Source organism: Pandoraea sp. SD6-2, from assembly GCF_000389825.1.
Taxonomy (GTDB): domain Bacteria; phylum Pseudomonadota; class Gammaproteobacteria; order Burkholderiales; family Burkholderiaceae; genus Pandoraea; species Pandoraea communis.
Window position 1 is genome coordinate 149,330 of sequence record NZ_KB944452.1, and the last position, 12,894, is coordinate 162,223.

The 12,894-nt window shown below is 63.0% G+C and carries 6 protein-coding genes; all 6 read right to left on the bottom strand.

Going from position 1 to position 12,894, the window contains the following annotated elements:
- Positions 1–382: 382 nt before the first annotated feature.
- The 6 genes from C266_RS15660 to C266_RS15685 all read right to left on the bottom strand — a co-directional run bounded on the left by C266_RS15660 (position 383) and on the right by C266_RS15685 (position 12,856).
- Positions 383–1,579, bottom strand: a complete 1,197-nt coding sequence (locus C266_RS15660; protein WP_010807055.1) for an alginate O-acetyltransferase — start codon at positions 1,577–1,579, stop codon at positions 383–385.
- Between the two features lie 6 nt (positions 1,580–1,585).
- The gene (locus C266_RS15665; protein WP_010807056.1) at positions 1,586–3,016 is read right to left on the bottom strand and encodes an MBOAT family protein; all 1,431 of its coding nucleotides are present in this window, start codon (positions 3,014–3,016) and stop codon (positions 1,586–1,588) included.
- Positions 3,017–3,377: 361 nt separating this feature from the next.
- Positions 3,378–4,976 (bottom strand): efflux transporter outer membrane subunit, encoded by a 1,599-nt coding sequence (locus tag C266_RS15670; protein ID WP_246831196.1) that lies wholly within the window; start codon positions 4,974–4,976, stop codon positions 3,378–3,380.
- 115 nt (positions 4,977–5,091) lie between these two features.
- Entirely contained in the window at positions 5,092–8,256 is a 3,165-nt protein-coding gene (locus C266_RS15675) for a multidrug efflux RND transporter permease subunit (RefSeq protein ID WP_010807058.1), read from the bottom strand.
- Entirely contained in the window at positions 8,253–11,432 is a 3,180-nt protein-coding gene (locus C266_RS15680) for an MdtB/MuxB family multidrug efflux RND transporter permease subunit (protein WP_010807059.1), read from the bottom strand. Before C266_RS15680 ends, C266_RS15675 begins: the two co-directional genes overlap by 4 nt.
- Before the next feature lie 80 nt (positions 11,433–11,512).
- Positions 11,513–12,856, bottom strand: a complete 1,344-nt coding sequence (locus tag C266_RS15685) for an MdtA/MuxA family multidrug efflux RND transporter periplasmic adaptor subunit (protein WP_010807060.1) — start codon at positions 12,854–12,856, stop codon at positions 11,513–11,515.
- Positions 12,857–12,894: the final 38 nt, after the last annotated feature.

A 12,894-nucleotide genomic window follows, 5' to 3' on the forward strand; every position in this document is an offset into this window, starting at 1 on the left:
CAGAGTGCTCGAGCAATGGCCTCGCCGTCGATGCGGCCGGAGTTTTGAAGTCTAGCCCCATGATAGCGGTTCGAAGCGCTTCGATGCTCTGCAGGGCCGAGGCGGTGTTGTTATGCGCGATATTCGTCGAATTGTCATTGACCCGAGCGTTGTTTCCCACTCAGCGACTCATTTGCGATAGCACTGGGTGCGCACAAACTTCTCCGCCATCACCATGGTCTGCCGCGGGGGTTACGCGAGACGATTGCTTCGATCGCCTCCATACGGAAGCGTGCTGCTGCGTCAACCGTCGGATTGTTGAACGGCATTCTGTGGTCCTCCAGCGTGTTGATGCCTCAGCGTCCTGCAACGGCGTGAAACGCCTGGGGCGCTGTAGGATTTTTCAATTTCTGCAAAGGTCCACCATGTTCTTCGGTGGGCTGTTGCTAAGCGTTTTGATATTTCGTTGGACAATCTGCAAGGCAACCACAGTGGGCTTGCGTCGGCGAACTTCATCGCCGTCCATATCTCGTCCAAGATACGCCCACGTGTTGGCAAAGTCTTCGGCGATGAACGGCATGAGCTCGCCACTGAATGAGTCTTTGTAGAGCAGAAGTCCCCCGTGTCCAGAGCGGTTCTCGCTGAATATCGAGTCGTTGCGTTGAGGCGCGTCTGCTGGAGCGCCCACCCATTGGGAAAGTCTCGGCGTGCGCTTCTCAAAGTGGGTGTTGAAGTCTTTGAAGTACCCAGGAAGAGACAGCAGAGAAATGGCGATGTCCCCCTGGTCGAACGGCGATTGCGTGACTGTCCAGGCGTCCAACGTTGCCGCCGGGGCTGACGGAATGATGCCGTCCCGGACGAACCGATCGGCCAACGCCCGATAGCCATAGAACGCCCCCAGGGAATTCCAGTGCGTATCCGTACGCTTGTACATTTCGTATGGCGAAGTCCGCTTTGCGTCTACCAGGGCGGGTCTGAGATCCGCAAGACGGAGTTCCGGGAGTTCGACCTTGAGATAGTCGATTAGCTGGTCCAACTGCATGGTGACGCCGGCGCGTACGTGAACGCCAAGTTGTTCTGGATAGACATACTGCTTATCTGGCGCCACGATGAGATAGAACGGAATGCGGCATGCCGCCAAGGCATTTTGCGTAACTCGCAGATTCTCGGTAATTTCGCGTAGCTGCCCCTGCGAGAGTGGATCCTTGCCCTGCAGATCGGCAAAATGAGGCTGGCCGGGCACGTAGTATTGATCGTAGAAGAGCCACTGGTTAGGGCCAACGACGACATCCTGGTTCGTCGGAGATCCAGTGCGTGCCATCTGGAGCCGCGACCCGTAATACACGAGTGCGTCACGCATTCCGAAGCGATCGCTGAACCAGCGCTCGAGCCGCTGCAGCGAATGAAGCGACAAGTCTGGGAACGGTTCCAGTACTCGGTTTTCGTGAAGTGGGGCCGGGGTGAAACTGGCCCGGCCAAACCAAACAATGGGGAGCGCGATAAGCGCAAAGAATACGAGCGGCACGGCCGCCCGGTTCAGCTTCCTGAGCCAGGTGTAGGACCGTTGTGCCCGTTGGCGGAGTTCTGCGTTTTCAAGCATGTCGGATCAGAAGCGGAAGTAAATGAACGGGTTGTACTGCCCGAGTGCGATCGACATAGCTGCAAAGATTAGCGCTGGCGCAACAAATGCTGCCGCCACGAAACCGTCAACGCTGCGCGCGACGAGCCAATCACGGACCGGCGCGAAGCGTTCAAGTGCCCAAGGGTAGAAGCCAGCCGCCAACATGACGGCGGTCGGTATAAGCCAACCAAGGTGGGTGGAAAAGAGCATCGACACGGTCACTGAAGGTTCGGTAGCCGTTGGCATGCCGACGAGCGCGCCGAAGTAGTTGAGGGCGTGCGTGGTGGTGTCGCTTCTGAATAGCACCCACGTCAACATGACAGCCAGAACGACATAGCCGTGGCGAGCCCATCGCCAGACGCCGGATCTCGAAACGACGTTCGATGGCACGATCTTTTCCAGTGTCAGCAAGGTACCGTGCGCGGCCCCCCAAAGCAGGAAATTCCAAGTTGCGCCGTGCCAGAATCCAGTGAGAAGGAAGACGATCCAGAGGTTGCACAGCGTTCTGCGGGCGCCGTCCTTATTACCACCAAGTGGGATGTACACGTAGTCGCGGAACCAGGTCGACAGGGAGATGTGCCATCTGCGCCAGAAATCTTGCATCGACTTGGCTGCATACGGGTAATTGAAGTTCTCGGGAAACCGGAAACCAAACATGCGCGCCAGTCCAATCGCCATGTCGGAATACCCAGAGAAATCAAAGTAGATCTGCAGCGTGTAGCACAGGAGGGAAAACCAGGCGACGGACGCGGACAATTCGCCGGGCGGCACGTTAAAGCCTGCGTCGGCCACTATCGCGAGCTGATTGGCGATAAGCACCTTTTTCGCGAGACCCATCGTGAAGCGCAGCGCCCCGGCAGACACGTCGTCGAGGCGGGCGACTCGTGCCCGAAGTTGCGACTGGATGTCTTTGTATCGGATGATCGGGCCCGCGACCAGTTGGGGAAACAGCGTGATGTACAGGCAGTAGTCGACGATGCTTCGATTCGGCTGTGCGTTTCTCCGATAGATGTCGACCAGGTATGAGATCGCGTGGAAGGTGTAGAACGAAATGCCAATTGGCAAGGGCAGCGGTCGCAACACAAGTGGGGCCACACCAAGCGGGGACAAAACCGCGTTCAGATTATCAACGATGAAAGCCGCATACTTGAACACGCCCAATACAAAGAGGTTGATGGCCACGCCCCAACCAACCATTCTTCGCCGATTCTTTGCCCGATCGATGCCGATGGCCAAACGGAAGTTGATTCCGATGGAGACGATCATCAAAATCAAGAAGCGAGGTTCGCCCCAGGCATAGAAGACGATGCTAGCCAGCGCGAGCGTGAAATTGCGCCACGGACGGGGCGTCAGGAAGTACGCGGCCAAAGTGATTGGGAGAAACAATCCCAAAAAGGCGATGCTGCTGAAAACCACGGGAAAATCCTCTGGATTTATTGGTCTTGTCCAAAAACGCGTGCCAAATGTGAACGTGATCTTCTACTAATGCCGTACGCGTTCGGGCCGTATTGTAATGCGAGCCACTGCGACGCCGGAACCCGAACGATAGTCGGTTGTCAGCTAGGGAGGGGGGAGCAACATCATGTCGAGCTGGGCGGCCTCCTCGTCGTCCAGGCGGTCGGGCACAGATGCTGTGCCCGTTGGAGGCTGCCTGTGCGCGCTCGCGGCCGCTCTCACATGCGTCGGAAAATGCGCCGCCGGACGATATGAGGTGCGCAGCGCTTGCCGGTTGAAGGCGAACGCAGCCGGCCGGTAGCGAGGGCGCCCTGCCTGCGCATCATTCTTGTGCGTCACCGCTTTTGGCCGGGCTCGCGACGTCGGACATCGCCCCAACCTCCGGAGCACCACGGTTCGCTCCCTCGGCCGGCAGTCCATGCCAACCACCACCAAGTGCCGTCACGAGCAGTACGTTTGCCGTGAATTGACGGCCGAGGATCGTCAACGCCGTACGCTCCGTGGTGTACGCAGTCGCCTGCGCGGTCAACACGTTCTGAAAACTGACCGTACCCGCCTTGTACTGATTGAGGATCAGTTGCAGCGCGTCGCGTGACGACTGCACGGCCTGATTTTGCACGACGGACTCTCGCCCGAGATAGTTCAGCGCGGCGAGATTATCCTCGACCGACTGGAACGCACTCAGTACGGTCTGACGGTAGGTCGCGACCTGCGCGTCGTAGGCAGCAATGGCCGCGTCGGTCTGCGCACGGCGCAAACCGCCGTCGAAGAGCGTAGCCGCCAGCGCGGGACCAACCGACCAGAAGCGGCTCGGCAGCGTCAGCCAGTTGGCGAAGCTGCTGCTCTGGAACCCCCCCGTCGCCGCGAGCGTGAGCGCCGGGAAGAAGGCCGCCTTGGCCACACCGATCTTCGCGTTGGCCGCCGCCACCGACCGCTCTGCCGCCGCGATGTCAGGCCGGCGTTCCAGCAATGTCGACGGCAGGCTGACCGGCACCGGCGGCAATGCGGCGCGCAATGGCGCGACCGTCAGCGCGAACGCCGCCGGGGCCTTGCCGACGAGTAGCGCAATCGCGTGCTCCAGTTGCGCCCGCGTCACCTCGATATCGATCGCAGACGCCTGTGCCGATTGCAATTGCGTTTGCGCCTGAATCACGTCCGAGCGCTGCGCCACGCCGACAGCGTACTGGTTCTGCGTCAGCTTGAGCGTTTGCTCATAGGTAGCGACCGTGCGATCCAGCAACGCCTTCTGCGCATCCGTCACCCGCAGGTCGAAGTAATTCTGCGCGAGCAACGCCTGCGCCGACAGACGTGCATTGGCCAGATCGGCCGCGCTCGCCTCGGCGCTGGCGTTACCGGCCTCGACCGAGCGACGCACGCTGCCCCAGATGTCCGGCTCCCAACTCGCCGTACCCGACAGGCTATAGCTGTTCGAGATGCCGCCCACGCCCGATCCGCTCACCGCCGTGTTGCTCACACGCGAGCTGGCGCGCGTGAGGCCCGCATCGGCGCCAATCGTCGGGAAGAAGGCAGAACGGGCTTGCGAAGCCACGGCCAGTGCCTGGCGGTAGTTGGCCTCGGCAACCTTGATGTTCTGGTTGTTGACGTCGACCTGCGCCATCAATTCGGAGAGCACGGGGTCCTGATAGATCGCCCACCACTCGCCCTTCGACATCGCGTCGCCGGGCTCGGCCAGCTTCCAGTCGCCGGTCTCCTTGAACGCAGCCGGCGCCTCGACGTCGGGGCGTACATAGTCCGGCCCTACGGCGCAGCCCGCGAGCCATAACACAGCACTCGCGGCCAGGAATGTCGCGGTACGGCGCGCATGCACAGATGCCGCCCCGCCCCGCCCTTGCCGCGCTGGCGCGGCAGTTCCCGCGCGAGAACGAACGGTGGAGACTTGACGTTTCAGGGGTTGGGACATGGCATACATCGGCCCATCGGCCGGGACGGAAGTTTCGGAGAACACGCCGGGTGGCACGTCGGGAAGCACGTCGGAAAGCGCACAGGAAAGCCCGCAGCGCGGGCGACGAACGGCATCAGCCACGGCCCACCTCCCCAACGTCGCTATGGCCGGTCTGGCCACGTGCACGCCATCGCGCCCAGCGTATGCGCACGCGGTCGAGATACAGATACACCACCGGCGTCGTGTAGAGCGTGAGCACCTGGCTCACAAGCAGGCCGCCCACGATGGAGATCCCCAGCGGCTGACGCAACTCCGCGCCGTCGCCGGTGCCCAGTGCCAGTGGAACCGCACCGAGCATGGCGGCCATCGTCGTCATCATGATCGGCCGGAAGCGCAGTACGCACGCATGATAAATGGCGTCTCGCGGCGACATGTTCCGACGCCGCTCGGCATCGAGCGCGAAGTCGATCATCATGATCGCGTTCTTCTTCACGATACCGATCAGCAGAATCACGCCGATGAGCGCGATGATGCTGAACTCCGTGTTGAACAGCAGCAGGGCCAGCAACGCCCCCACGCCCGCCGACGGCAATGTCGACAGGATGGTGAGCGGATGGATGTAGCTCTCATAGAGCACGCCCAGCACGATATACACCGTGAGCAGCGCCGTCAGGATCAGGATCGGCTGCGACGACAGGGCCGACTGGAAGGCCTGCGCCGTGCCCTGGAAGCTGCCTTGTACGGACGTGGGCATGCCCAACCGGCCCACGGCATCCTTGACCGACGCCTGTGCCTCGGACAGCGAGACCCCCGGCGGCAGATTGAACGAAATCGTGCTCGCCGCGAACTGCCCCTGGTGCGACACCCCCAGCGCGGTGTTCGTCGGGTGGTAACGCGCGAACGCCGAGAGCGGCACTTGCGCCCCCGCCGACGTCACCACATAGATGTCCTTGAGCGACTCGGGGCTTTGCCACCATTGCGGCGCCACCTCCATCACGACCTTGTACTGATTGAGCGGGTTGTAGATGGTGGAGACCTGGCGCTGCCCGAAGGCGTCGTTGAGCACGTTATCGATCTGACTCATCGTGAGCCCGAGGCGCGACGCCTGATCGCGGTCCACGTCGAGCGTCGTCTGCAACCCCTTGTCCTGCTGGTCGGTATTCACGTCGACGAGGTTCGGCAGACGCGAGATCGCGTTGCGCACTTTCGGCTCCCACTCGCGCAACTGCTGAAGATCGTCCGCCTGCAACGTGTACTGATACTGCGCATTGCTGGAGCGCCCGCCCACGCGAATGTCCTGCACCGATTGCAAATAGAGCATCGCGCCCGGCTCCTTCGCCAGCTTGCTGCGCAAGCGCGCGATGACCTGATCGGCCGAGAGCTTGCGCACGCCCAACGGCTTGAGTGTGACGAACATCGAGCCGCCGTTGCGGTTCGAGCCGCCGGTAAAGCCCGTGACGGTCGCCACATCAGGGTCGGCCTGCACGATCTTGATGAAGTCGGCGAGCTTCTTCTCCATCGCCTGGAACGAGATCGCCTGATCGGCCTGAATGAAGCCGATCATCCGCCCCGTGTCCTGCTGCGGGAAGAAGCCCTTCGGCACGACGGTGTACAGCCACACATTCAGGCAGATCGTTGCGAACAGAATCAGCAGCATCAGCGGGCCATGGCGCAGCGCCCATGACAGCGAGCGCTCGTACTCGCGCAACATCGCGTCGAACCCGCGCTCGGTCCAGGCGCCCAGGCGTGTCCAGAGCGACGGGCGCGGCGGCGGCTCCGGTGCGAGGGGCGCCGTGCCGGCCGGCACACCCGGTGCCGGCTTGCCCTTGAGCAGACGTGCGCACATCATCGGCGTGGTCGTGAGCGAGACGACCAGCGAAACCATGATGGCCGCCGAGAGCGTGACCGCGAATTCACGGAACAACCGGCCGACAATGCCGCCCATCATCAACAGCGGAATGAACACCGCAATCAGCGAAATACTCATCGAAAGCACAGTGAAGCCCACTTCGCGCGTGCCTTTGAGCGCCGCCGCGAACGGACTCAGCCCCTCTTCGATATGGCGCGAGATGTTCTCCAGCACCACGATGGCGTCGTCGACCACGAAGCCCGTTGCGATGGTGAGCGCCATGAGCGAGAGGTTATCGAGACTGAAGCCGCACAGGTACATCACCCCGAACGTGCCGATCAGCGAGACGGGCACGGCCACACTCGGAATCAGCGTTGCCCGCCAGTTCCGCAGGAAGATGAAGACCACCAGGATCACGAGCGCAATCGAAATCAGCAGCGTGCGCTCGACTTCCCTCAGCGACGCGCGGATAGTCGGCGTGCGGTCCATCACGACGTCGAGATTGATCGCGGCCGGAATCGAGGCGCGCAGATTCGGCAGGATCTTGTTGATGCCGTCGACCGTCTCGATGATGTTTGCGCCGGGCTGCGTCGTGATGACGAGCAGCACCGACGGCTTGCCGTTGGCCGACCCCGCATTGCGCAAGTCCTGAACCGAATCGACCACATCGGCGATATCGGCCAGACGCACCGGCCGCCCCTCCCGATATGCGACGATGACCGGCAGGTATTCCTTCGCCGTCTTCGCCTGATCGTTGGCGAGAATCTGCCAGCGCCGGTCGCCCTCTTCGAGTGCACCCTTCGGGCGGTTCGCGTTGACCGCCTGAATTGCCGTACGCACCGTCTCGAGCGGAATCTGGTACTTGTTGAGGGCTGTCGGGTTGAGTTCGACGCGCACCGCCGGCAACGAGCTGCCGCCAACCGTCACATCGCCCACGCCTTCGAGCTGCGAGAGCTTCTGCGCAAGGATGGTCGACGCCGCGTCGTACATCTGCCCGCGCGTCATGCTCTCGGAGGTCAATGCAATGATCATCACCGGCGCGCTCGCCGGATTCACCTTGCGATAGGTCGGGTTGCTGGGCAACCCCGACGGCAGCAGGCTACGTGCGGCATTGATCGCCGCCTGCACGTCGCGCGCCGCGCCGTTGATGTCGCGCGAGAGATCGAACTGCAACGTGATGCGCGTCGATCCCAGCGAACTGTTCGACGTCATTTCCGTCACGCCGGCAATACGGCCAAGCGAACGCTCCAGCGGCGTGGCCACGCTCGCGGCCATCGTCTCGGGGCTGGCGCCCGGCAGCGAGGCCGAAACGGAGATCGTCGGGAAGTCGACCTGCGGCAGCGGCGAGATAGGCAGCAGCCCGAACGCGACGATGCCCGCGAGCGTCACCCCGATGGTGAGCAGAACGGTCGCGACCGAGCGCCGGATGAAGACGGCCGACAGGTTCATTGTGCGGGGCCGTCCGTCGTGACCGGGCCTGCGCCGCCGCCCGGGTTGCCGTGATCGCCATGATCGCCTTGCTCGTGATCGTCCGACGGTCCGAAGCGCCGCTCACGCCAGGCGCGCGCCCGCGCGGCCCAACGGTCGAACCACAGATAGATCACCGGCGTGGTGAACAGCGTCAGCACCTGACTGACCATCAACCCGCCCACCATCGTGATGCCCAGCGGCTGACGCAACTCGGAGCCCACCCCGGCGCCCAGCATGAGCGGCAGCGCGCCCAGCACGGCCGCCATCGTCGTCATCAGAATCGGACGGAAACGCAGCAGACACGCCTGATAGATCGCCTCGCGCGGCGCCATGCCATGCTGGCGCTCCGCCTCGAGCGCGAAGTCGATCATCATGATGGCGTTCTTCTTCACGATACCGATCAGCAAGATGATGCCGATGATCGCGATGATGCCGATGTCGTTGCCGGAGACCATAAGCGCCAGCAGCGCGCCCACGCCGGCCGACGGCAGCGTCGACAGAATGGTGATCGGGTGGATGTAGCTCTCATAGAGCACGCCCAGCACGATATACATCGTCACGACCGCCGCGAGAATCAGCCACAAGGTGTTCGAGAGCGACGCCTGGAACGCTTGCGCCGCGCCCTGGAACGTCGTCTGTGTACTCACCGGCAGGCCGATGGACTGCTCGGCCGCGGTGATCGCCTTCACGGCGTCGCCCAGCGACGCGCCGCGGGCGAGGTTGAAAGAGATCGTCGCGGACGGGAACTGCGCCTGATGGTTGATCGCCAGCGGTGTGGGCTTTTCCACGACCCTCGCAAACGACGTGAGCGGCACCTGCACGCCCGACAAGGACGCGACGTAAATGCCCTTGAGCGCGTCGGGCCCGCGCTGGAAGTCCTCTGCCACTTCGAGCACCACGCGGTATTGCGACGCCTGCGTATAGATCGTCGAAATCAGCCGTTGGCCGAACGCACTGTAAAGCGTCTGGTCGACGGCGGACGGCGTGACGCCCAGACGGCTCGCCGTATCGCGGTCGATCTCCACGTACGCTTGCAGGCCGTTGACTTGCAGATCGCTCGTGACGTCCGCCAGTTGCGGCACGTGTTGCAGCTTGTCGACGAGTTTCGGCACCCAGACGCCAAGCGTATCCAGACTGGGGTCTTGCAGCGTGAACTGGTACTGCGTGCGGCTGATGCGGTCTTCGATCGTCAGATCCTGAACCGGCTGCATGTAAAGCGTGATGCCAGGCACCTTCGCGGCTTCGGGCTGAATGCGCCGGATGACTTCCGAGGCGTCGATCCCGCGCACGCCCTTGTCCTTCAGGTTGATGAGCAGACGCCCGCTGTTGAGCGTGGCGTTCACCCCATCCACACCGATGAACGACGACACCGATTCGACGGCCGGATCTTGCAGCACCGCAGCGACCAGCGCCTGCTGCCGCTCGCCCATCGCCGCAAACGAGATCGACTGCGGCGCTTCGGAGATGCCCTGGATGACCCCCGTGTCCTGCACCGGGAAGAAACCCTTCGGCACCCACATGTACAGCAGCACCGTGAGCACGAGCGTGCCCAGCGCGACGAGCAGCGTCGCGAACTGACGGTCGAGCACCCACGTGAGCCATTCGCCGTACTTCGCGATGATGCGGTCGAATATCTCGCCGGTCTTGCGATAGAACTTGCCCTGCTTCTCTTCCGGCACGTGACGCAGCAGCTTCGCGCACATCATGGGTGTCAACGTGAGCGAGACCACGGCGGAGATCAGAATCGACACCGCCAGCGTGATCGCAAACTCGCGGAACAGGCGACCGACAACGTCGCCCATGAACAACAGCGGAATCAGCACGGCGATCAGCGAGAACGTGAGCGAAATGATCGTGAAGCCGATCTGCTCCGCGCCCTTGAGCGCCGCCTGCAACGGCTTTTCCCCCTGCTCCATGTAACGCGCGATGTTCTCGATCATCACGATGGCGTCGTCGACCACGAAGCCGGTCGCGATGGTGAGCGCCATGAGTGTCAGGTTGTTGATCGAAAAGCCCGCCAGATACATCACGCCGAACGTGCCGACCAGCGACAGCGGCACAGCCACGCTCGGGATGAGGGTTGCCGAGACGTTGCGCAGGAACAGGAAGATCACCATCACCACGAGGGCGACGGCAAGAATGAGTTCGAATTGCACGTCGGAGACCGAGGCGCGGATCGTCGTGGTGCGGTCGGTGAGCAGCTTGACGTCGATGCTGCCCGGCAGCGCGGCCTGCAACTGCGGCAACAGCGCTTTGACCTTGTTGACCGTCTCGATCACGTTCGCGCCGGGCTGGCGCTGTACGTTCAGCACGATGGCCGGCGTGGCATCGGCCCACGCGGCGAGCTTGGTGTTCTCGGCGCCGTCGACGACCTCCGCAATGTCGGAAAGCCGGATCGGGCCGCCGTTCTTGTAGGCAATCACGAGATTGCGATACTCGTCGGCCGAAGCGAGCTGGTCGTTGGCGTCGATGGTCGAGGCCCGCAGCGGACCGTCGAAACTCCCCTTCGCCTGATTGACGTTGGCCGCCGCGATGGACGTGCGAACGTCCTCGATACTGAGTCCATACGACGTGATCGCACGCGGATTGACCTGAATACGCACGGCGGGGCGCTGTCCGCCCGAAATGCTCACCAGACCGATGCCGGGCAACTGCGAGATCTTTTGCGCGACGCGGGTGTCGACCAGATCCTCCAGCTTGGGCAACGGCATGGTCTTCGACATGATCTCCAGCGTCAGAATCGGCGTGTCGGCCGGGTTGACCTTGCTGTAGATCGGCGGCATCGGCAGATCGCTCGGCAGCAGGTTGCTGGCGCTGTTGATGGCGGCCTGCACTTCCTGTTCCGCGACGTCGAGCCCGAGGTCGAGCGAGAACTGCAACGTGATCACCGATGCGCCGCCCGAGCTGGTCGAGGACATCTGGTTCAGGCCCGGCATCTGGCCGAACTGGCGCTCCAGCGGAGCCGTGACCGACGAGGTCATGACGTCCGGACTCGCCCCCGGATAGAGCGTGACCACCTGAATGGTCGGATAGTCGACTTCCGGCAGTGCCGAGAGCGGCAGCAACCGGTAGGCGACGAAACCGGCGAGCAGGATCGCCAGCATCAGCAACGATGTGGCGACCGGTCGGAGAATAAACGGGCGGGACGGATTCATTGGCTACGTCGAAGGGCGTCTCTGGGGGCGTGGTCGGGCTTGAGTGCGCAAGGCGTCGCGCGGGCTCACGCGACGCCGTCTTATTGCGCCGGACGGCGATGCCCGCCGCTGCCGTTGCGCTTCTCGTCCGGGGCGCGCGGTGCGACGGCCGCCGCGCGGCTCGCGGCCGTGATCACCTCGACCTTGGCGCCATCCCGCAGTTTGTCCATACCGTCGATCACGAGTTTCTCGCCGGGCACAATGCCCGACTCCACTGCCACATGGGTGCCGTCGGTCGGCCCGAGCTTCACGGTCTTGAGCTTGACCGTCTGATCCGGCTGCACGGTGTAGACGAAGCTGCCCTGCGTGCCGCGCTGCACGGCCGCACTCGGAATCAGGGTGGCGCCCTTGAGCGTGTCGACGAGCATCTTCACATTGACGAACTGGTTCGGGAACAGCAGGCCGTCGCCATTGGCGAACTCGGCCTTGAGCTTGACGGTCCCCGTCGTCGTATCGATCTGGTTGTCGATGGAGGCGAGCTTGCCGCTCGCGAGCTTGATCTTGCCGGAACGGTCGAAGGTCTCGACGAGCAGCGTCTCGCCGCCGCGCGCGCGCTTGACCACCTTCGGCAAGCTGTCTTCGGGAATGGTGTAGACCACGGTGATCGGCGTGACCTCGTTGATGATCACGATACCGTTAGTGTCCGAAGCGTGAACGATATTGCCCGGATCGACCTGACGCAGCCCCGCGAGCCCGGAGACCGGCGCGCTCACGCTCGCATAGTTCAGTTGCAGACGGGCGTTGCCGAGCAGGCCTTCGTCGGCCTTGACCGTGCCCTCGTACTGCTTGACGAGCGCGCGCTGGGTATCGACGGTTTGTCCGGCAATCGAGTCCTGCTTGAGGAGGGTCTCGTAACGGGCAAGGTCAAGCTGGGCGTTCTTGAGCAGCGCCTGATCGCGCGCGAGTTGCCCCTCCATCTGCGTGACCTGTACCTGGAACGGACGCGGATCGATCTCGGCGAGCACCTGACCTTCCTTGACCATGTCGCCCTCCTTGAAGTGCACCTTCATGAGCTGACCATCGACCCGCGAATGCACGGTGACGCTGCGCGTTGGCGTCACGGTGCCCAGTCCGTTGAGGAAGACCGGCAAATCGCCCGTCGTCGCCTCGACCGCCGTGACCGGCGTGGCGGGTGCACCGGCCCCGGCCATACCCGCCCGGCCGCCCGCTTGCGCGGGTTTTTGCGCGCTTTGCGAGTGCAGACGGTAATAGACTCCCCCCGCGATGAGCACGACAAACAGCGCGATCACGCCCGGCACGAGCCAGCGGCGCGTGCGTGAAGGCGTGTAGGCCGCTTCTGCGTTGCGTTGCGCCCCGGACGTGGGGGATGTGGGCCGATCAGAACCGTTCGGTTGTTCCGAACCGTGGGGACCGTGCTCGGTCATGACTTCCTCGTAACAGCGGAGTAGTTAGCAGAGTCGTC